Annotated in this window: 18 protein-coding genes; 7 read left to right on the top strand and 11 right to left on the bottom strand. The window is 38.7% G+C overall.

What is annotated here, in order from left to right:
* Window positions 1-102 precede the first annotated feature (102 nt).
* Both recQ and N0M92_RS14645 read right to left on the bottom strand, forming a co-directional pair.
* A complete protein-coding gene (recQ, locus tag N0M92_RS14650) occupies window positions 103-2,226 on the bottom strand; it encodes a DNA helicase RecQ (protein WP_260286485.1) in 2,124 nt (707 codons plus the stop codon).
* A 157-nt stretch (window positions 2,227-2,383) separates the two neighbouring features.
* Window positions 2,384-3,271 carry a LysM peptidoglycan-binding domain-containing protein gene (locus N0M92_RS14645; protein WP_260286442.1) on the bottom strand — a complete coding sequence of 296 codons (888 nt, stop codon included), beginning with the start codon at window positions 3,269-3,271 and terminating at the stop codon, window positions 2,384-2,386.
* A 257-nt stretch (window positions 3,272-3,528) separates the two neighbouring features.
* Between N0M92_RS14645 and N0M92_RS14640 the strand changes: the two genes are divergently transcribed.
* Genes N0M92_RS14640 through N0M92_RS14630 form a run of 3 tightly spaced genes read left to right on the top strand, consistent with a single transcriptional unit; the run spans window position 3,529 to window position 4,612 of the window.
* A complete protein-coding gene (locus N0M92_RS14640) occupies window positions 3,529-3,762 on the top strand; it encodes a spore coat associated protein CotJA (protein ID WP_048679115.1) in 234 nt (77 codons plus the stop codon).
* A complete protein-coding gene (locus N0M92_RS14635) occupies window positions 3,763-4,029 on the top strand; it encodes a spore coat protein CotJB (protein WP_063234474.1) in 267 nt (88 codons plus the stop codon).
* A 13-nt stretch (window positions 4,030-4,042) separates the two neighbouring features.
* Window positions 4,043-4,612 carry a manganese catalase family protein gene (locus tag N0M92_RS14630; RefSeq protein ID WP_192205086.1) on the top strand — a complete coding sequence of 190 codons (570 nt, stop codon included), beginning with the start codon at window positions 4,043-4,045 and terminating at the stop codon, window positions 4,610-4,612.
* A 45-nt stretch (window positions 4,613-4,657) separates the two neighbouring features.
* On the opposite strand, the gene N0M92_RS14625 is transcribed toward N0M92_RS14630, so the two are convergent.
* The 4 genes from N0M92_RS14625 to N0M92_RS14610 form a co-directional block, all read right to left on the bottom strand.
* Window positions 4,658-5,530, bottom strand: a complete 873-nt coding sequence (locus tag N0M92_RS14625) for a CvfB family protein (protein ID WP_260286441.1) — start codon at window positions 5,528-5,530, stop codon at window positions 4,658-4,660.
* Between the two features lie 121 nt (window positions 5,531-5,651).
* Window positions 5,652-8,543 carry an ATP-binding protein gene (locus tag N0M92_RS14620; protein ID WP_260286440.1) on the bottom strand — a complete coding sequence of 964 codons (2,892 nt, stop codon included), beginning with the start codon at window positions 8,541-8,543 and terminating at the stop codon, window positions 5,652-5,654.
* Window positions 8,518-8,901 (bottom strand): response regulator transcription factor, encoded by a 384-nt coding sequence (locus N0M92_RS14615; protein ID WP_260286439.1) that lies wholly within the window; start codon window positions 8,899-8,901, stop codon window positions 8,518-8,520. Before N0M92_RS14615 ends, N0M92_RS14620 begins: the two co-directional genes overlap by 26 nt.
* Before the next feature lie 117 nt (window positions 8,902-9,018).
* The gene (locus N0M92_RS14610; protein ID WP_260286438.1) at window positions 9,019-10,641 is read right to left on the bottom strand and encodes a GGDEF domain-containing response regulator; all 1,623 of its coding nucleotides are present in this window, start codon (window positions 10,639-10,641) and stop codon (window positions 9,019-9,021) included.
* A gap of 313 nt (window positions 10,642-10,954) precedes the next feature.
* Between N0M92_RS14610 and N0M92_RS14605 the strand changes: the two genes are divergently transcribed.
* Complete coding sequence (locus tag N0M92_RS14605; protein ID WP_260286437.1) at window positions 10,955-12,145, top strand: alanyl-tRNA editing protein; 1,191 nt, start codon at window positions 10,955-10,957, stop codon at window positions 12,143-12,145.
* A 365-nt stretch (window positions 12,146-12,510) separates the two neighbouring features.
* On the opposite strand, the gene N0M92_RS14600 is transcribed toward N0M92_RS14605, so the two are convergent.
* Window positions 12,511-12,924 (bottom strand): hypothetical protein, encoded by a 414-nt coding sequence (locus N0M92_RS14600; RefSeq protein ID WP_260286436.1) that lies wholly within the window; start codon window positions 12,922-12,924, stop codon window positions 12,511-12,513.
* A gap of 77 nt (window positions 12,925-13,001) precedes the next feature.
* Window positions 13,002-13,193: a hypothetical protein gene (locus N0M92_RS14595; protein ID WP_098369411.1), complete on the bottom strand. Its 192-nt coding sequence runs from the start codon at window positions 13,191-13,193 to the stop codon at window positions 13,002-13,004.
* A gap of 141 nt (window positions 13,194-13,334) precedes the next feature.
* On the opposite strand from N0M92_RS14595, the gene N0M92_RS14590 reads away from it, so the two are divergent.
* Complete coding sequence (locus tag N0M92_RS14590) at window positions 13,335-13,856, top strand: GNAT family N-acetyltransferase (protein ID WP_260286435.1); 522 nt, start codon at window positions 13,335-13,337, stop codon at window positions 13,854-13,856.
* A gap of 39 nt (window positions 13,857-13,895) precedes the next feature.
* Here N0M92_RS14590 and N0M92_RS14585 read toward each other — a convergent pair whose 3' ends face one another.
* The gene (locus N0M92_RS14585; RefSeq protein ID WP_397443857.1) at window positions 13,896-16,145 is read right to left on the bottom strand and encodes a HelD family protein; all 2,250 of its coding nucleotides are present in this window, start codon (window positions 16,143-16,145) and stop codon (window positions 13,896-13,898) included.
* Window positions 16,146-17,246: 1,101 nt separating this feature from the next.
* On the opposite strand from N0M92_RS14585, the gene N0M92_RS14580 reads away from it, so the two are divergent.
* Window positions 17,247-17,486, top strand: a complete 240-nt coding sequence (locus N0M92_RS14580) for a hypothetical protein (RefSeq protein ID WP_260286433.1) — start codon at window positions 17,247-17,249, stop codon at window positions 17,484-17,486.
* Between the two features lie 403 nt (window positions 17,487-17,889).
* Here the strand turns inward: N0M92_RS14580 and N0M92_RS14575 are convergent, their stop codons facing one another.
* The gene (locus N0M92_RS14575) at window positions 17,890-18,291 is read right to left on the bottom strand and encodes an RDD family protein (RefSeq protein ID WP_260286432.1); all 402 of its coding nucleotides are present in this window, start codon (window positions 18,289-18,291) and stop codon (window positions 17,890-17,892) included.
* A gap of 337 nt (window positions 18,292-18,628) precedes the next feature.
* Here N0M92_RS14575 and N0M92_RS14570 point away from each other — a divergent pair, with 337 nt between their 5' ends.
* Window positions 18,629-20,248 (top strand): ABC-F family ATP-binding cassette domain-containing protein, encoded by a 1,620-nt coding sequence (locus tag N0M92_RS14570; protein ID WP_260286431.1) that lies wholly within the window; start codon window positions 18,629-18,631, stop codon window positions 20,246-20,248.
* Between the two features lie 793 nt (window positions 20,249-21,041).
* Here the strand turns inward: N0M92_RS14570 and N0M92_RS14565 are convergent.
* Window positions 21,042-21,173: a hypothetical protein gene (locus N0M92_RS14565; protein ID WP_260286430.1), complete on the bottom strand. Its 132-nt coding sequence runs from the start codon at window positions 21,171-21,173 to the stop codon at window positions 21,042-21,044.
* Window positions 21,174-21,271: the final 98 nt, after the last annotated feature.

Here is a 21,271-nt window from a genome sequence, read left to right as displayed (position 1 = left end):
GACTCTGATTAAAGGCGAAAATTCCTCCTTTTTATCATTCCTAGTATACGCAATAAACTAAATTCTTATTTATTCAATGAAAAAATTATCCAAAAAACCTTATCACCTTTCGTTTACCAACCCTGCTTTAACCAAGATCGCTTTAATCATGAAGTAGGAAATATGCTCAGGCAAGGCTTCTTTTAGCGGTTTCAATTTTTCAGAATCCAATTGTTTCGCAGTTTCCAAAACAAGATCAAACTCTTTATCCGAGAAAATCTCATCCCATTTGATATCCAAGTGTTCTTCTGCACACTTTAATAAATGATTTTCAATTGAAATGGAAGACAGCCCTCTCAATGTTCCTATTTCCTTGATTGATTTGCCTTCCCGATATAAGCTGTAGCTTTCTAAATGAGATGGTTTAGTAGCTCGCTTTACCGTTTCCTTTGTAACCATAGTATTCATTTCTAATTCAGGATGTGCCTGTACATACTGGGAAATAGCTTGTAAGAACACAGATCCGAAGCGTTCAAATTTCTGCATCCCTACGCCTTTAACTTCCAGGAATTCCTCTTCTGTCCCCGGCAATTTGACAGCCATATCTTTCAAAGATGCATCGGAAAAAATAATGAATGGAGGTACATTTTCCTTACTTGCCAATTCTTTTCTTAACTGTCTTAAATCTTCGAACAACCCATGATCTGCACTGATGCTGCTTACTTTTTTCATTTCCTTACGCAGGACCTTTTTCTGTCCCAGTAACACTTCCCTGCCAGCATTGGTGACCTTGAGGACCGGAAACTGGCCGCCCGTCATTTCGATGTACTGTTTTGCGGTCAGGAAATCAATGAAATCACCTACATCCTTCGCAGATTGATCATTGATGATACCATAGGTTGAAAGCTTCTGGAATCCAAACTCTTCAATTTTCTTATTGCGTGATCCCGTAAGCACTTGGGAAATCATCGTTTTACCGAATCTCTCACCCATTCGCAACATGCATGAAAGGACCATCTGTGCCTGTGTAGTTACTTCAACAGAGTCACGTTTATCTGTACAATTTTCGCAATGACCGCAATCTTCCGGGTTTTCTTCTCCAAAGTATTGAAGGATGAAGGCTTGCAAGCACCCTTCGGTAAAACAATAATCCTTCATTCTGTTCAATTTCTTCAATTCCTGGGATTGCCACTCCTGCGAGGGATTAGATTGGTCAATCAAGAAACGCTGTATCTGCATATCCTGAGGGGAATATAAGAGGATACATTCACTTTCCAATCCATCCCTCCCTGCACGGCCCGCTTCTTGATAATAACTCTCCATGTTCTTTGGAGTTTGGTAATGGATGACGTATCTGACATTCGACTTATCGATTCCCATCCCAAAGGCGGATGTTGCTACCATCAAGGGAACGTCATCCCGAATGAATTGGTCTTGCTGTTCCGACCGGTCTTGTTCATTCATGCCAGCATGGTATCGACCTGTTTTGAACCCGGCTTTAATAAGTTTGGCATACAAGGTATCGACTTCTTTCCTAGTGGCTGCATATATGATACCCGATTCACTTTTGTTTTTCTCTAAATAGCGCATTAAAAACCGTCCGCGATTTTCTTCTTTCACAACGGAAAAGAACAGGTTATCCCTAGAAAATCCCGTTGATACTGTATGCTGAACTGATATTCCTAGTGACTGACATATATCATCGGTCACATGCGGTGTGGCTGTTGCCGTTAATGCCAGTACAGTCGGAGCTGATGGCATGTTTTTCAATAAGGTTTTGATTTTTAAATAACTTGGTCTGAAGTCATGTCCCCATTGAGATATACAGTGGGCCTCATCAATCGCAACCAATGAAATTTCCACATTAAATAGATCCTGTTGAAATGCAGGATTTTCCAACCGTTCAGGTGCAACATAAACCAGCTTATATCTACCCTGCTTAATATCGTTCATTCTATTGGATGATTCTATCCCAGAAATGGAGCTATTAAGAAATGTGGCATCAATCCCATTTTGTTCGAGGGCATCTACTTGGTCCTTCATCAAGGAAATAAGTGGGGATATCACGAGTGTTACACCTGGTAATAGAAGGGCTGGAATTTGGTAACATATTGATTTACCTCCGCCAGTAGGCATGATGCCCGCCGTGTTTATTCCTTCTAAAACTTGTTCGATAATCTGTTCCTGACCTTTTCGGAATGATTCATAACCAAAGTATTCCTGTAAATATTCACGAGCTTTTTCCATCAATTTAATACTCCTCCTATTTTCCTTGTTAGGATTCATAAGGATCTATTTCTTTCATTGTACCTGCTTTTCCCGTGAACCAAAAGGACAAAAAAAGCAGACACATTATGTCTGTGTCTACTTTTTTCAATATATAAACATGTTTTGTATGGTTTAATTAATTCAGGATTTGAACTTTGACGTTTTTAACGCCCCAATTCACGGCATCTTTTTCGTTAGGTACAAAGATGTCCACTCTATTCCCTTTGATGGCACTGCCTGTATCAGCTGCGGTCGCGTAGCCATAACCCTCTACATAAACTTTAGATCCAAGCGGAATGACTGATGGGTCCACTGATATCACCTTTGCATCGGGATTAGCTTTCAGGTTAACTCCTGTGGCTGTAGTACCGCTGCAGCCTTGACAATCAGCCGTATAGGCAGTTGCCCTAACAGTGATTTCCTTTTTGATTCCTGCTTGATCGTTGGATTCATTGTTTGTGTCTGCTTTTTCAGATGATTCTACTGGTTTCGATTGTTCAACCGGCTTTGATTGTTCTGCTGGTTTCGATTGTTCAACCGGCTTTGATTGTTCTGCTGGTTTCGATTGTTCAACTGGCTTTGATTGTTCTGCTGGCTTTGTTTGTTCTGCTGGTGCAGCTTGCTTTGATTCCTGCGCTGGCCCTACACTTGCAGCTTCTACTTTATTAGCTGCAGGTTTAATGACCAGTTTCTGATCAGGATGGATTGTATCTGAATTTAAACCGTTCCAAGATTTAATATCATTTACCGCTACATCATATTTGTCTGCAATTTCCGATAATGTGTCCCCTGACTTTACTTTATAATGCTCCTCTTGAGAAATATGTATGGTTTCTCCGGCATAAATCACGTCTGAAGACAAATTGTTCCAAGACTTAACATCTTCTATTGATACTTTATATGTTTGAGATATCCCCCATAATGTGTCTCCATCTTTCACTTTGACATCTTCTGCTTGAACCGGGATTGTAAATGCACCGGATATTGCAGCCGCTGCCGCTAACGATAAGATTGATTTTTTCATATGTTGTTACCTCCTTGTGAGCTGCTTTATAAGCTACGAGTTAAATCTTAACATAGTTTTTTTCTATACAAAGAACAAACAGATAAAGAATAGATGACAAACATCACAGTAAGATAACGGGACTATAACAAGATTTTATAATATTCTGAAAAAACATCATTTTCCAGTTAATTTCCTTTCCAGGCCAGAGAAGTCATATTATGCATTACCCAGGCATAAAAATTAAAAGCTATATCTTTACAAAGGAGGTATTTTTTTTGACTCGCGAAAAGACTTTTACATTAGTTAAGTCATATAAACCTTTCCATAGTAAATTCGATCCTTGTCCGCCTATTGGGAGAAAGTATTACAGGACACCTCCTAATTTGTATATTAATTTTCAACCGCCTAATATGGAGCAGTTCACACCGGAAGAAGCTTTGAAATACGGTACACTTTGGAAGTTCTTTTATGATTTTTATGATAATCCATATCGGGAAAGGGAGACGTAAATGAATAAGAAACTGGATGATGAATATTATCAGTTGCTTGAACAAATACAGGCTGCCGATTTCGTACTGGTAGAGTTGACTCTTTATTTGGATACACATCCTAACGACCAGCAGGCTTTACAGCAATTTAATCAATTTCATGAATATTCCAAACAGTTGAAATCAGTTTTTGAGCCTAAATATGGACCATTATTGGGATTTGGAAACAGTCCAGGCGGTGAAAATAAATGGGAATGGGGCCAAGGCCCTTGGCCATGGCAGGTATAAGGAGAGATGAGCTATGTGGGTTTACGAAAAGAAGTTGCAATATCCAGTTAAAGTCAGGGACTGTAATCCTCGATTGGCTAAATTTTTAATAGAACAATACGGGGGTGCTGATGGTGAGTTGGCTGCAGCACTCCGATACTTAAATCAACGATATACAATTCCGGATAAAGTGATTGGCTTGCTTACGGATATCGGAACGGAAGAATTCGCTCATCTGGAAATGATTGCCACAATGATTTATAAACTTACAAAAGATGCCACACCACAGCAGATGGCAGCAGCCGGCCTAGGTGAACATTATGTCAATCATGATAGTGCTCTTTTTTATCAAAACGCGGCAGGAAGTCCGTGGACTGCCACATATATTCAAGCTAAAGGCGATCCGATTGCTGATTTATATGAAGATATTGCCGCTGAAGAAAAGGCCAGAGCAACCTACCAGTGGTTGATTGACATCTCGGATGATCCTGATATCAATGATTCACTCAGGTTTTTACGTGAAAGGGAAATTATCCATTCGATGAGGTTCAGGGAAGCTGTGGAGATTTTAAAAGAAGAAAAAGGTAAAAAGAAGTTCTTTTAATGAAATTCACATAAAAAAAGGCAGCGGAGAAAATCCGCTGCTTTTTCATTTTCGGTCTGAAGAATATGTCCATCCATCTTCCTGGTAAATCTTTTCTTCTTTCATCAGTTTGCCAAGGGCACGCTTGAACGCTCCCTTGCTCAAACCGAAGTGAAACTTAATATCATCAGGTGGCGTTTTATCACCATAAGGCATTGCACCGCCGCGATTCATTAAGTAAGTGAAGATGACATCAGCATCTTCCCCCATTAAATCTTGTTTAAAGGGGATTAATGAAACGTTAAGCGTTCCATCTTCTTTACTATCAATGACGCGCCCTTCAACTAATTCACCAAGACGGGGCTCCTCCTTGCGTTCACTTTCGTGAATGAAACAGCGGTACCCTTCTTGTGAAATAAAGAAAGATCCAACCATTAGCAAACGATAGACATTTCCCTTAATACTGGTATTACGGACTCCTTTTAAAGGAGCTTTCACTGCAATCTCCTGAATAACATCTTCCGTTGCAAGTTTACCAAACAGGCGATCATGACGATCTGTCTTCAGGGATACATATAAACGATCACCAACCTCAGGCCATAAGCGATCTATATTCGGAAGGTCATCCAGGGATACAAGAATGTCTTTGGAAAGACCGATGTCCACAAAAACCCCCAGTTTCCTTTTCACATTGACAACTTCCGCCCAGCCATACCGATCAATCTGAATTTCAGGTATCTTCATTGTCGCTGTTAGCCTTGCTTGTTTGTCATGGTAGATGAACACAGTTACTTCATCGCCAATCTCAAGTTCCGTTCCTTCATTCATTTCATTATGATGAAGTAAGACATCTTCTGAACCATCCGTTAAAAACCATCCAAAATCAGCCTTACGTTCCACTTCTAACTCTACAGCCATGCCGGCCTGAATGTTTTGCATGAATAAAAATCCTCCTGTAACTTACCTTTACCTACAATTGTACCCAATTATTTATTTTTCCAACATATTTGAATTTATCATTTTTTTGGTGTTCTGTATACCTATTACGGTTTTTTATTTTTTAATCCTTCTTTTCTTTATGGAATACTTGCGGGATCAGAATCCGCCCTTGTTTACCGTTACTTAACAAGGTATGCATGATCACTTTGGATAATTGGCTCGGTTTATAAGGTTTAACTAAATAATCCTTCGCTCCCAAGGAAATTCCCTTCTCCCTTTCGTCAAGTGCGGTCGATACAAAAACGGGAATCTCATTCAAGTCAGCAGATCCTTTTAATTCCCTCAGGATCGTCCAGCCGTCCATCTCTCCCTCTTCAAGAAGGATATCCAGTACAATGGCATCCGGAGGTGAGGTTTTCAGTTTTTGAAATGCCTTTCTACCACTGTTGAAATAGCTAACGTGGAAGCCGCTGTCCATCAATTCATATTTTAGCAGTTCCGCTAAGTTTATATCATCTTCAATGACCATGATTTCATGGTTAAGTTTTCTTGGCTGTCCATCATTGTTCTGCCCCAATTCTTTCAGAGTTACTCTAGGTAAGGATATGGTAAATGTACTTCCATGTCCATAATTGGAAACCACCGAAACATTTCCACCGTGTGACTTTATGATTTCATCAACAATGGCTAATCCAAGGCCTGTTCCTCCAATCCGCCTGCGATCTGAATTATCGACCCTATAAAATTTCTGGAATAAATGCGGCAGTGATTCTTTTGGGATGCCTAAACCCTCATCCTGGATATCTATGAAAAGCATATCGTTCCTGCTATATACTCGGACAGAGATCCCGCCCCCATCAGGAGAATATTTGATTGCATTGCTTAAAAGGTTTGAAAACACTTGTTCGATTTTTAAACGATCCCCCAGGATCATTAAATCCTTGGTTTCGATATTGAGCCGAATATCGTGCTGTGCTGTATTTATTTCCAAATGTTCAATTACCTTTTGAATTAATGGAATGATTTCCACATATTTTTTTTCATATATTTGTTTACCGGACTCCATTTTTTGAACATCCAGGAAATCATTGATAAGTGCGGTAAGCCTTTTTGCTTCATTATAAATTGTCTGTAAATATTTTGTCTGTCTTTCGGGTTTCAATGGTTTGTTCAGCATCAATTCAGTAAAACCAAGGACGCTTGCAAGCGGTGTCCTTAATTCATGACTAACTGTACTGACAAATTCGGACTTCATTTGATCCACTTCATATTCTTTTGTAATATCACGATAAACCAAAATTGTGCCATAGCATTCATCGCGATAATGCAGTGTTTCAAGATATACCTTTATGACCTGATTCGTCTCTTCCTTTTTAAATGTGAAACTTCGTTCTTCATAATTCACTCCCTCCGGATTATTAATCGCTTCATCCATTGCATGTAAAAATCTCTCCCCCTCCATTTGAGCAGCCATTTCAGCACTCCACGTTTCCCATGACATGTCAATTATTTGCTCAGGAAAAGAACCTATTTTAAAAATATCGCAAAATGGCTGATTGACCTGAATCACCTTTCTTTCCTGATCAATCAATTGGATGCCTTCCTGAATCGTGTTCAGGATATCCTGATTCAGCTTCCTATTCTCTTCTGTCTGTTCGTAAAGCTTGATCTTGTCAAGCGACGTTGAGATTTGCTTAGCCAAGGTTTCGCATTCTTCCACTTCCTGATCGGTAAATGGGGTCCCGTACCTGCTGAAAACCATGATAGCATCCACTTCTTTAAACGTGGATAAAACGGGAAGATATAAATCATAACTGTAATTCTTATTTTCGTGATACCCTTTCTCAGCCACATCTTGTTCTCTCTTTATAGTGAAGGGTTTCTTCTCTTCAAGGAGACGATGATTCAAACCGCTGTGGATATTATTCCGGAATTGCCGTATTCCATTTTCCGATATTCCGAATGATGAGGAGACATCTTCATGTACTAAAGCAATCATCCCACGATCAGCAGAAATCAACCTGCTCATATTAAAGACAATGCTTTTTAGCACTTCCTTTTTATCTAAAGTCGATGATATACCATTGATCAGTTCATTTCTCCTCGTGAGCTTCTGCTCATTATCAGTGATGATTCCAAGTGTTACTTGAAGTTCATTTTGCTGGGCTTGAAGTTCATCCTGCTGTGCAAGCAGTTCTTCATTATGCGCCATCAATTCCTGCTCTTTTTCCTGAACGCTTGTAAACATTTTTTTGAATGCAATCGACAATACCCCTAGCTCATCCTTCCGGTTTTCCTTGACGGAAATAACAGCCTCCCGTCCGGCTGCAATTTCATTCGCCGCTATTGAAAAATCCGAAAGAGGTCTTCCTATGTTCCGGATGATCGATCTGACGATGAATAAGAAGATGAATAAGAAAATAAGGACGAACCCGACAAAGGCTCCTTGAATATAGGACTGCTTTTTCGTGAGATCCTTCACATTTTTATCGAGCCTTTCTGTTAAAGTGCCCGAGTATGATTTAATAGTACTGCGAAGACTCGTAATTTGTGCCGTAATTTCAGTACTATCCATTTTTTCAACCTCTAACTTCCCCCCTTTTTTTTCGGAATCAAATAAGGATGGAAGAACCCCGCTAAAATAATATTCAGTAAAAGTCCCAAGCTCATTGGAGATATTCTTATCCTCCTTTGTATTGGCAATCTCCTTAAACGCTTCAATATTTTCCGTGATTGAAGTTTCCTCATTTAATGCTTTATCCTTTAATGCATCATTATTGAAAGCTATATATCCCTTAATATCTAAAAAGACGGTATTATATTGATCGAATATTTCATCCATCAACAATTGTTTATCCACAATGCTTTGCCTCTGATGGATATATTCAGCATTCAAAGACTGCAAAAAATAAAATAAAACGCCTGTTCCGACAATAAATAAAATGATGCAACCCGTCATTAAAGAAACTACTTGCCTAGAAAGGCTCTTAGTAAAGTAAGGATTCAGTTTCATGCAAAATGACCTCGATTTTTTCTATTAATTTTAACGGACTAAATGGTTTGGACATGAAATAATCCGCACCCGCTTCCAATATCCTTTCTTGTTCAAATTGTTGGCTTTTTGCAGATAACATCAAGATTTTCCCTTGGTTTTTAATTTCAGACGACTGGATTTTTTCAATGATTTCCAATCCGGTATATCCGGGCATCATATAATCAAGAATTATTAGATCATACGTATTGCTTTCGAGAAGCTGTACGGCCTCCATTCCATCCGCTGCTTCGTCAACCTCATAATCTTCATCTTCTAAAGTGTCAACTACTAGCATTCGTAACACTTCCTCATCTTCCGCTAATAAAATACGCTTCATCATTCATCCTCCTAATTAACCTTCATGCGAGTGGTGACTTGACTCCTGAAGTGTTCATGCACCATTTTGCAGATGGAATTCCATCGCTATACATGACCGTAAAATCCCCTTGCCCAGTTAAATTAACTTCGTCAATAGACGCTCTATTCTAGCCTGAAGTTCCCTAATGCTAAATGGTTTCGTTACATAATCATCTGCACCAAGTTTCAAAGCATTTGCAATATCATTTGTACTTTTCCTTCCAGTTAGCATTAAAACGGTGAAAAACTCAGCATTATTGCTTTGTTTCACATTTTGCAGCACTTCAATTCCATCCATGATGGGCATCACTCCATCCAGGATTAAAAAATGCCCTACATCTTCTTTTGCTCGATTGGATTTCAAAAATGATGGACCATCTTCATATACAGCGATATTCAAATCAAAATGCGGAATTTGAAGCGAATGCAAGGCTTTAGTTAAGATGGTCCGGATAATGAAATCATCATCGATAACAGACACATTGAGGGATTTCTTGTTATTTCCCGCTATTTGCATGCTTCCAACTCTTCCGCGACCTGAGCGTTTCGCTTCATATAAAGAAGTGTCGGCTTCCTCCAATGCCTTCTTGGGCGTAACATCTTCATTATCAACCGTAAAAACACCCGCAGAAAATGTAACCGAAAATGTGTGACCATTCTGGTTGAATTTCTTTGCAGAAAAGTCCTTGATTAACTTTGTTAACTTGTGTTTAGCTTCATCATTCGATGTATCGGGGAAAATAATGACGAATTCTTCCCCTCCATACCGGCAAATCAAGTCCGAATTCTTTATATTGCTTTTCATGAATCGGGCAAACTCAGCCAGTACAAAGTCGCCCACCGAATGTCCATATTGATCATTCACCCTTTTAAAGTGATCTAGATCAATGATGCTTATCGAAAAATGACGCCCTGACCGCTTATAATCATTAAAATAGCGTGGCAGTGTATCTTCTAGGAATCTTCTATTATATACCTGTGTCAACTCATCAATAAGCACCGATTGATCAAAGATTTTCTTCCGCTGTATATGCCTTTCCATCTTTACAATAAACTCATCGATATCAATCGGCTTACCAATAAAATCATCCGCACCCATCTTGAATGCTTTTATCCGGGAATCTTTATCGTTCTGAATGCTGATCATAATCTTCGGTATGAAATATTTCTCGTTATGTAGATGAATCTCCTGAAGGATTTGAAAACCATCCTTTGCAGGTAACTGAATATCAAGAATTAGGCAATCCGGCTGCATTTCAAAGTATTGATTTGTCGCTTTGACAGGGTCGGCGTTCGTTATGACCATCCATCCCTTATCCTCCAATAGATCTTTCAATAAAATCAACATGGAAATATCATCATCAATGATCTGGATGAGCGGGGCTTGTGAATCCCGGACAGGTTTTGCTTTTATTTCAACTTCATCAAAATGCTCATATTCATATGTATGTTCAATGAGCTCAAAAAGGAAATTCCTAAGTTCCGTCCGATTCCAAACCTGCTCACTATCTTCATCCATCCCTTCCAATAGCTGTTCGGTGATGGCCATAAGTCCACACAATTGCAGGGTACCAGCCGTTCCTTTGATTGAATGCAGAAAACGGAATATTTCTTGGGCAGGAATGGTCTCCCCTTCATCCAGCTCTAACCAATCAGATAGTTTGTTTTTTATATTCCCAAATAAGCTATTTTTGTATTTTTCCATATTTACAAGATTCACTTCTTATCACTTAACCCTTTCCACCTAAACGACCCTACGGTCATCCTACTCCCAACAATTTAAACAATGACTTTTTGACTATAAAAATACGTTTAATTCATTTTTATTAGGTCTAAAGTATATGCTTTCAGGAATATTTTACATCATAAGGGTTAGTCTGATAAATAGAATATTGCCATCTTGCACAATTTATTTAAAATTTGTCATAAAGTTTACTTATTTACCTGACTTATTCTTCTAAATCCGCAATTTCATACTCAGGTATTTCGATGATATAATTTAATGATCAACAGAAAGGAAAAAGAAATCATTCATGACAAAAAAATTGTATTACACATCCACAAAGACTTCCCAATGGGATACCAAAATTCAGGAGAGTTTTGAAAAAGATGGCTTTTATTACATCACTCTTGAAGAAACCGCTTTTTATCCCGAAGGGGGCGGTCAGCCTGCAGATACTGGTTTAATAGAAGGAATCACCGTTCTTGACGTTAAAAAAGGCAATGATGGAATGATTCTGCATAAGACGGAGAAAAGGCCAGATTCAGAAATCGTCCACTGTGAACTTGATTGGTCCCGTCGCTTCGATCATATGCAACAGCATAGCGGCCAGCATCTACTCTCTGCTGTCTGCAGGGAACTGTTCGACTCTAATACGGTCAGCTTTCACCTTGGAAACGAATATGTAACGATCGATATAATATCAGGAGTTCAATGGACTGAAGAACATACGGCTGCTGCTGAAAAGCTAGTTAATCAATATATCATCGAGAATCGCGAAATACTTATCTATTACGTGACAAACGAGCAATTGCAAACTCTTCCTGTCGTCAAAATGCCTAAAGTTTCAGAGAATATCCGTATTGTTGAGATTGAAGGGATTGAATATAACCCTTGCGGTGGAACCCATGTAGAGCGTACAGGTGAGATTGGCTTAATAAAAATTTTCAAAACGGAAAAGCAGAAAGAGCATACCCGTCTCTATTTTAAGTGCGGCTTCAGGGCATTGAACGATTATTCCGAAAGTCTAGGAATTCTTTCAGCATTATCGAATAAGTTCAATACCGGACGTACAGAGATTCTGAATAGGGTGGAGAAACTGGAGAATGACTATAAGCAGTTACTATCGGCTAATGAAAACTTAAAACTTGAAAATGCAAATTTTCTTGCTGACTCCATGCTTGCAGAAAATGCAGGGGGATTCATCTCTCATATTTTCGAAGATAGATCAATGAAGGAACTGCTTTACCTTGCAGGTACGATTGTAAAAAAGGAAAAGGTTACCGTATTATTAGCATCACGTAAGGAGCAAAAGGTCATCCTTTCGCACAGTGGGGCCATGCCCTTTCACTGTGGACAATATTTCAGGGCCGAACTCGGTTCTTATAACGGGAAAGGCGGAGGAAACGAACAGACTGCACAAGCAGGTTTTGCGTCACAAAATGACTTAATTGCATTTTACCAATACACAGTTGAAAAATTAGGCCATAATCTTGGTGTATAAAACCTTTGCGTAGTGGTTGAAGACATTCGTGATGAACAAGGAAACCATGACTTCTCATGAGAAGAGAGGGGACAAATTAAGTCCTCTCTCGAGTTTGTAGACAAAAAGGGCTTTACCTAATTTCAAAACAAAGTTGGTTGGAACGGAAGGTGCGAGACTCCTGAGGGAAAAGTGCGTCGAGGGGAGACCCCGCAGGCGCAAGGCGCCGAGGAGGCTCCCGGACCGCCCGCGGAAAGCGAGTACCTGGAGTGGAAATCGACGTTCAGGATTTTATAAATAAACCCATATAAAAACTGAGACAAACTTGATTTTACATCGAGTTTGTCTATAGTCTGAAGAGAGGACAAATTATGTCCTCTCTCTTTTTATTCTTCAATTTTCAATTTCACTAATCCGTGTTCTTCAATATGAAGATGATATTTTTCTTCAAGCTCCATGATACGTTTAAACGCTTCCTCCTGATTGTATTCATGTTTTTCCGACTCCTCGGCAAACTCTTTTCTAGCCAAATGGTAAGCAAGCTTATCCCTGAACACTCCTTCTTCATACTCATTTATGACTTCATGAAGTTGCTCCTCCAATTCCCTGCTTATATCATAAATTTCATATTCCTTCACAAACTGGACACCTTCCATGCCGAAATCTTTGGCAAAGGAATTGAGATACTGTTCCACTTCACTGAACTCTTTATTATTTTCAGTATCGGAAGCAACCCAATATCCGTACTGAACCATTTTGAATAATGTCTCATACTGTTTCTTGGTAAAATTGATTTTCATGTCGATACTCCTTTTCCGGTTTCCTTACAACAAAAAGAATAAACCGCAATGGAACAAAAGTCCAATGCGGTTTATTCTCAATCCAATATTTCCGTTACTGAAAAATAAGCTGCTTTTTCCGTATCTACGACATAATGGCAATCGCCTTTAACTAAATTATAATAGCGGTGCTTTTGAATATTAGAAATCATTTGAGTTGAGTCATCGCCTTCAACCTCATGCTCTAGCTCTTTGCCACCCGGAAAATAAAAACTAACTTTCAATTTCATCTTTCTCATCCTTCCCCTCATCTGGTTGAATCACTCTTTTATTTCTTATCCTTTTTCATGCAGTTTTAAACATAAATAAAATGCTTATTCACTTTTTCCATGATATTCTAGGGAAAAATACGAAAATCAGAAGGTGTTTTCATGAAGATAAGGAAAGCAAAAGAAAAAGATGTAATTGGAATAGCAAATGTCCATATTAACAGCTGGAAAACGACTTATAAAGGAATTCTCCCGGACCAATATTTGTCCTCCATGAATCTGGAAGCCAAAAAGAAAAACTGGCTAAGAAATTTAAAGATGCTGCATAATGCCACCTTTGTAGCGGAAAACGCCAATGGGGAAATTATCGGTTTCGCTGCCGGCGGGCCTGAACAAACGAATGATCCGCATATTCAAGGTGAAGTATATGCCATTTATTTTTTAAAAGAATATCAACGACAGGGCATCGGCCGAAAAATGATAAAAGCGGTCATACTTGAGCTTATTGAAATGGGACATAAGAATTTAATAATCTGGGCATTAAAGGATAATCCTTCATGCGGTTTTTACAAAGCCCTTGGCGGTCAAGTGATAGCTGAAAAAACCGTTAAAATGGCAGGCATCGAGCTCATCGAAGTCGGTTTCGGGTGGGAAGATATTCAGGATATCCTTTTGCATTTGTAAGCGTATCCCGAAGAGGGTGGTTACACTCCACCCTCTCTTTCATGTCTCGATAAGGAATGCATTTTTCTCATGACCTAAAAAGTAAAGCCTGTGCAATGGCCTTGTCATTGTTACGTACAGCAATTTGATGTCAAGTTCATTTCCATGGCAATACGCTTCTTCCAGGGATATTGCAAAAACGACATCGAATTCGAGACCTTTGGCTTGATAGGAAGGAACAATCAACGTTTTATCCTTAGGGATGTTTCCAGCTTCATCTATTAAATGAAAGCCTTGATGGAATCCCTTTAGTTTCTCGTTTGCCAGTTTGCAATCTTTCATCGTTTTAGCAATAACGGCAAACGTTTTAAATCCTTCTTCTTTAAGGCTTGCAATAAGTTCGATAAGTTCTTCTTCCCAACCTTCCTTTTCAATGGAAATGAATTCTGGATCTTTGCCATGACGGACTACAGGTTCAACTTCCGGGAAATCATATGTTAACAACTGAAGTATTTCATTAGCTTGTTTCATTATTTCAACAGTAGTTCTGTAGCTTTTTTGTAATTCAGTATACGTTGCCCGAGGGAAAATACGACTGTGAACCTCTTCCCATGTTTGAAGTCCGCGGTATGAATGGATGCCTTGTGCAAGATCGCCTACAAGTGTGAACATATCGGTATCCACTGCCGTCTTTAGTGCCTGTAACTGCATGAAGCTGTAATCCTGTGCCTCATCAATGACGACATTTTTTGCTTTGTTTTCTTTATCGACACCAAAAAGCCGCTCCTGTAGATATAATAATGCTCCTAAGTCCTCCAGCTCGTAACTTTTAACAGAAAATAATTTATGATTATACTCACATAATACACTGGCATCTTCAACAGTGAGTTTACCGTTGCTGTAAAAGGCAAGACGCTCCGGATCTTCGTATAACCCCTTATAGTAATCCAGGAGATCTTTACTTTTGAATTGCTTAAAATACCCTTTTACGGAAGTACGGATCGCCTTTTGGATCTGACCAATCCTTTCCTCCTTTTTATCGAGGCATTTTGTAACAAAATCCTTACGAATGACTGGATCAATATTTCTATAGAGAGCTTTCTCAATTTTGGCATCATAAAGATCAACAACACGTTCAAGCATTATTTTCTTTTTCAATTTCACTTCATTTTGTAAAATGGCCTTCAGTTTGTCCAGCCTGCTGTATAATGGTAAATACCAATAATCCTCTTCCAATAATCTAATGAACTTCTTAGCGGAATAGAGGCGATATTTATCACAATAAAAATCAGCATTAGGATGGAAACCCCTGAAAATATCCTTTACATATTCGTCCAATATATATTTAAAGACAGGGGAGCCCTTCAGACCTGATATCCAGACGGCTGAATTAATTTCTTCATCATCCTTTTCCAGCAATCGAGTTAATTTATCATCCGCTACAAGCTTCACCTGCTTTCCTATCGCTGCCTGAACATATTCGGAAAATGTGAATTGTTTTACCTTTTCCACACCCAATTCAGGTAAAGCTTCAGATATGTAATCAATGAAAACCCGGCTCGGAGCAAGGATCATTAATTGGCGCGGATCGAACAGGTCTTTATAGTGATAAATGAAATAAGAGATCCTATGTAAAGCAATTGTAGTTTTACCACTGCCCGCTGCGCCTTGGACAATGATAGGTTTATTCAAATCCGCACGAATGATTTTATTTTGTTCTTCCTGGATCGTGGTAATGATATCTGTCAGTCGATTGCTGGAACTTTTGGAAAGGGATTCTTGCAATAATTCATCCGTTGTTGTCAAATCAATGTCCCTTATCTCCTCCAAGACACCTTCTTCGATCATTAGCTGTCTTTTTAAAGTGATATTCCCGCTGAATGTCTCTCCTTCGGCTTCATATTCTATTTCACCAATCCGTCCTTCATAATAGAGGTTTGCAATCGGCGATCGCCAATCGACGATGATCTGCTCCTGGCTTTCCCTCTGATAAAGCGATGTTTTTCCGAAATAAAGGACTTCGCCTCTATCACCGTCATTCCTTTCAAAATCCACTCTTGCAAAATAGGGCTTTTTACTTGCTTTGCGTAAACTTTCAAGTTCGGTTTTGGACATCTCAAAAAAGTTGGCCGTCGTCAGTAACTGTGAATATAAGCCCGATTCAGACCAATCGGCATCGCCAAAAGCTTCTTGCATATTCCGCTGAAACTGATCTTTGCTTGTTTCTGATGTTTTGATGACAACATCGATATAACGTTTCGTAAAATCCAGCCGCTGCCGTTCCTGTTCAAAATCAGGGTGATTACCCAATGAAACCACCTCCCCTTCCTTATTTAGTTATCATACTCTTTAAAATGCCGATGCTAAGACGAAATGGACATTTATACTATCAGAAAAGCCAATGGTTGACAAATCTGGAGACATAGAATTATATAGTTGAAATTTTACCTTCCCTGATACTTCATATAATTTGTAGAATGCGCTAATAATTCCAGATTGGATTTTGCTATAATATGTTGATTGATGAAGGAACATTCAAACTTCCAGTAGGAAAATCATTGAATGCTTTTTTTACCATTCTGGGAATGGGAAGTTTATTTCCATTTCATCAGTTGGATATCACATGATCCGATGCAATTAGTTAATGACCATTATACTATCCTCTTTATACATAATGATATGCAATGAATTTATGTATATCAAAAAACAAATGCCCCCTCCCCTATCAAAGCTCCTATAAGATTGCACAGCAGTTTCCATTGCTAGCAAATAGGCAAACCCTGATATTGCATGAATTAGGGACAACCATCCCCCCGTCTTACTTGTCATTTTATTTATATATTAGGAAAGGATTAATTCAGGCACTTTGACGCCATTGGATTAATCATTAGCGTAGTTATGTCTGTGATGCACGCTTTAATTGACTTTTTCTTATCCATGAAAGCAGTTCACTGAAAAGGAATTCAATCAAATAAAGGTGGCCCAGGTAAAAGGGGCGGACAACATAGAAAGATACAATTTGGGCGGGTATAGCTGCGACCGGGCGTTAGGCATCATCATGGGTATGTTGGATTGGGATATCCCAATGGACTGCAGGGGATGACATACCTTTATTCGGAAAGGAATTTACTTCAAGATACATTTTTTCAGATAGGGTCTGACTAAAAATATTTTAATGTTTCTCCTACGGCTATAACTAATCAAGCCTCTTGGCCTCAGTAATGTATGGCCCTCATGATTCTCTGGAATGACCCAGCACTTCCATTAGGATAAAGAACTCGATTAAACCTTTCCTCTACAATTGTCATCATCTCTTAACATAAATAACGCTAATTTAATATTTTTAGTGGAAACTCCCATTATATACTTACATTACAATTAAATAATTTTTTTAAGAAAGTGGGTACTCTCATGGAAAAAAATGAAAGACAGCCAATGCTATCCCCTAAACTAATCCATGAACTTGAAATCTTATCTTCCAAAACAAACATGCCTATCTCCGAACTATTGGAAATATCTGTAGTGTCACTGCTGGAAAAGGTGAATAATACCAAAGAACTGAATGTTGGACTTAATAATAAGGAAATGATCTTAAGAAATAAAATCATCATCAATCAAAATAAAGAGGTTTTGAATAACCAAAGCACTTGACCATATAGGTGAAGTGCTTTTTGCTTCCTAACTGCCACTGTTTTAATGAATAAATATTCTATCGTGGTTTCCAATATAATATTTCTTAAAAATAGCCCCTATAAAGCATTCATCCCCGTCATATTTGATAAAGATACCCTGTAGGGTTCCTGAAAAAATCATGTCGGTTTGAATATGTAATTACGCAGAAAAAAAGCAGCTATTAGCTGCTTTTCAAAAGGATGGCTATTTAAATGTTAAACAAAGTTGATTGGAGACCCCCGCTTAGAAAAGTTCGTACAAGCGAGTGCCCTCCGTTCCAATCAACGTTAGAATTTTTACAAACCCTCAAAGAACTATAGACAAACTTGATCCTCCAAGTTTGCCTACAGTCTGAAACAGCTATTAAACTCTTATCAATGAATCATGGTCTATTTGATGTCACGTATGTACCAGCTATGAAATCATGTATCGCTCTATTGTCTTTCCTTAGGCCGACCATGAATGCACTAACAATAAACCCTATCCCCAATGTAATGGCATAAACCAAAGCAGCAACTAAATACCTCAATAGCATTGTGCCGATTCCTAATTTTTTGCCGTCCATCCTAACTATGCGTATTCCCATAATCCGTTTACCTACTGTATAGCCATACCATAATATCGGGACAAGCAGCATGTAAAGAAAGTCGAAGAACGTTGAGTAGTTTTCATTTTCCCAATCTCCAGTAATCAACCCGAAAATTATCGCTAATGGTAAAGATACTATTATGCCATCCAATAATCCTGCTAAAAAACGTTTCCAAAAACCTACTGAATCACTCATTTATGATCCTCCTGTCGTGTTAGTTACAGTTACCTATATTACCAATTAAAAGGTTGATGCGTAATGAGTCTTTATACCTATAATTATTTTTGTTAAAAAAATAAAACATACTTTAATACGTTACAATTTTAAAATAAAATTTAATCCTTGTGTAATTTTTGCCTATAAACGTTTGTTTTTGCTAATCTGCCTTTAATTTTCATAAGAAATAAGATACAATTTAACGAACGGCATTTAAAAATTATTGGAAACTGCTGTTTGTATGAATCAGCGTATAACTAATGAAACAAAGTGTTGGACACGTTGAAACAAAAGTATTTTGGAGGAATGTAAATAAATGATTACAGTAAATAATGTTGGTTTACGCTATGGCGATCGTAAACTGTTTGAAGATGTTAATATAAAGTTCACGCCTGGTAACTGCTATGGCCTGATTGGGGCGAATGGTGCGGGTAAATCCACTTTCTTAAAAATCCTTTCAGGTGAAATTGAAGCGCAATCCGGCGATGTCCATATGGGGCCTGGCGAACGCCTTGCCGTTCTAAAACAAGATCACTTCGCTTATGAAGAGGAAGAAGTCCTTAAAGTTGTCATTATGGGACATGAAAGATTATATGAAGTCATGCAAGAAAAAGATGCCATCTATATGAAGGAAAACTTCACGGATGAAGACGGAATGAAAGCGGCCGAACTTGAAGGTGAATTTGCCGAATTAAACGGATGGGAAGCCGAACCTGAAGCTTCAATCCTCTTAAAAGGCCTTGGCATTGCAGAAGACCTGCATACAAAGAAAATGGCTGAGTTAACTGGTGGCGACAAAGTTAAAGTATTGCTTGCCCAGGCACTATTCGGTAAACCGGATGTTCTATTACTGGATGAGCCTACCAACCACTTGGACCTAAAAGCGATCAAATGGCTGGAAGAGTTCTTGATCAACTTTGAAAACACTGTTATCGTAGTTTCCCATGACCGTTACTTCCTAAACAAAGTTTGTACACATATCGCGGATCTTGATTTCGGTAAAATCAAAATTTATATCGGGAACTATGACTTCTGGTATGAATCAAGCCAGCTTGCCCTTAAACTGACTCAAGATGCCAATAAGAAAAAGGAAGAAAAAATCAAAGAGCTACAAAATTTCATCGCGCGCTTCAGTGCCAATGCATCGAAATCGAGCCAGGCGACATCCCGTAAGAAATTATTGGATAAAATCAGCTTGGATGACATCGAGCCTTCTTCGCGCCGGTATCCATATGTCGGCTTTACACCTGATCGTGAAATCGGGAACGACTTGCTTCGTGTAGACGGACTCTCGAAAACGATCGATGGTGTAAAAATATTGGATAACGTCAGCTTCACGATGAATAAAGGCGACAAGATTGCATTTGTCGGTAAAGATGAGATTGCTAAAACAACAATGTTCAAAATCTTGGCAGGTGAAATTGAACCGGATAGCGGCTCATTCAAATGGGGCGTTACGACATCCCAGGCATACTTCCCTAAGGATAATGCTGAATTCTTTGAAGGTGTCGATTTAAATCTTGTCGATTGGCTCCGTCAATATTCTCCTAATGACCAGAGCGAAAGCTTCCTGCGCGGTTTCTTAGGCAGAATGCTATTTTCTGGCGATGAAGTAACGAAAAAGGCAAGCGTACTTTCAGGGGGCGAAAAAGTCCGCTGCATGCTTTCCAAAATGATGTTAAGCGGTTCGAACGTCCTAATGCTTGATGAACCTACCAACCATCTGGACTTAGAGTCGATTACGGCATTGAACAACGGTTTGATCAGCTTTAAAGGATCTATGATCTTCTCTTCTCATGACCATCAGTTCATCCAAACTGTAGCGAACCGGATCATTGAACTTACACCAAAAGGTACAGTCGATAAGCAAATGAGTTATGATGAATACCTTGATAATAGCGAATTGCAAAAGCAAGTAGCCGAAATGTACAAATAATGCTTTTATGAAAGCACATCCTTATTGGATGTGCTTTTTTCGTTCCCGATTCTTCTGCTCCATTTATTCATGTATTGAAGGTATAAAAAACACGCTGCATTAAATATAATAATATTTCCCGAAAGATGGGCACTGAATAATTTCATCGATAAAAAGGTATATTGATAAGGAAGGAGTGAGTTAGAATTGGATGCTCATACAGTGAAAAATATTTTTGATGATACAGGATACCTTTTTTTATATGATAAATTCAGTTATCATTTTTATGTATCCGGATTGTTCGACTTAGTGGATCAAGAAAAAACGATCTCGGATTTTTTAAACTCCTATGGATTCGATGATAAAAATCCTCTTTTTTTTGACGACTTTTCCTTTTATTTTAATTGCTTTCATTATTCCCACCAAAAACAAAAGATGATAAATTACTTGAAAACCGAGTATGACGAACATATATGTTAACTATAAAAAGCCAGATAAACTGATCCTGCCTTTTTTAAACGAGCACTATTCAAAAAAGGTAAGAGCATATAAGTGCTCCTACCTTAGACTGTAGACAAACTCGATGAAAGTCGTGTTTGTCTACATTTTTTTTACGGTTTAACAATTTGAACGTTGATTTCTACACTCGCTTTCCGCGGGCGGTCCGTGAGCCTCCTGGGCGCCTTTGCGCCTGCGGGATCTCCCACCTTCCGTTCCAATCAACTTTATTTTAATTTTTAGATAGAACCCTTTTGCCTAAAGTCTTCATTGATTTAAAATAGAATGAATATAACTTAGGTGCTGAGCATGCTTTCTAAACGGCTTGCCGCTTGTTTTGCATATTCCGCAGCATTTTCAAGATCATATCCATGACGGCTGCCTGACCGAACTGTTCAAATGCTTCGGCAATCTTCTCCTTGACTTCGACATCTGCCTCACCTGTCATCGACCCAAGAATGGAACGAAGATATCCCTCTTTGTAACAGGGTTATATTACGGGAGAAATTAAAGAACTTATATATGGTATATGGAGTATCCATTAAA

This window comes from Peribacillus aracenensis, from assembly GCF_025175645.1.
Lineage (GTDB): Bacteria > Bacillota > Bacilli > Bacillales > DSM-1321 > Peribacillus > Peribacillus aracenensis.
The sequence above is the reverse complement of the archived record's forward strand: the minus strand, read 5'-3'. Positions and strand labels throughout refer to the sequence as shown.

Coding starts and splice junctions, on each gene's coding strand:
- recQ (WP_260286485.1), bottom strand. CDS start 2,226: ATGGAAAAAGCTCGTGAATATTTACAGGAATACTTTGGTTATGAATCA.
- N0M92_RS14645 (WP_260286442.1), bottom strand. CDS start 3,271: ATGAAAAAATCAATCTTATCGTTAGCGGCAGCGGCTGCAATATCCGGT.
- N0M92_RS14635 (WP_063234474.1), top strand. CDS start 3,763: ATGAATAAGAAACTGGATGATGAATATTATCAGTTGCTTGAACAAATA.
- N0M92_RS14630 (WP_192205086.1), top strand. CDS start 4,043: ATGTGGGTTTACGAAAAGAAGTTGCAATATCCAGTTAAAGTCAGGGAC.
- N0M92_RS14625 (WP_260286441.1), bottom strand. CDS start 5,530: ATGCAAAACATTCAGGCCGGCATGGCTGTAGAGTTAGAAGTGGAACGT.
- N0M92_RS14620 (WP_260286440.1), bottom strand. CDS start 8,543: ATGAAACTGAATCCTTACTTTACTAAGAGCCTTTCTAGGCAAGTAGTT.
- N0M92_RS14615 (WP_260286439.1), bottom strand. CDS start 8,901: ATGAAGCGTATTTTATTAGCGGAAGATGAGGAAGTGTTACGAATGCTA.
- N0M92_RS14605 (WP_260286437.1), top strand. CDS start 10,955: ATGACAAAAAAATTGTATTACACATCCACAAAGACTTCCCAATGGGAT.
- N0M92_RS14600 (WP_260286436.1), bottom strand. CDS start 12,924: ATGAAAATCAATTTTACCAAGAAACAGTATGAGACATTATTCAAAATG.
- N0M92_RS14595 (WP_098369411.1), bottom strand. CDS start 13,193: ATGAAATTGAAAGTTAGTTTTTATTTTCCGGGTGGCAAAGAGCTAGAG.
- N0M92_RS14590 (WP_260286435.1), top strand. CDS start 13,335: ATGAAGATAAGGAAAGCAAAAGAAAAAGATGTAATTGGAATAGCAAAT.
- N0M92_RS14580 (WP_260286433.1), top strand. CDS start 17,247: ATGGAAAAAAATGAAAGACAGCCAATGCTATCCCCTAAACTAATCCAT.
- N0M92_RS14575 (WP_260286432.1), bottom strand. CDS start 18,291: ATGAGTGATTCAGTAGGTTTTTGGAAACGTTTTTTAGCAGGATTATTG.
- N0M92_RS14570 (WP_260286431.1), top strand. CDS start 18,629: ATGATTACAGTAAATAATGTTGGTTTACGCTATGGCGATCGTAAACTG.
- N0M92_RS14565 (WP_260286430.1), bottom strand. CDS start 21,173: ATGACAGGTGAGGCAGATGTCGAAGTCAAGGAGAAGATTGCCGAAGCA.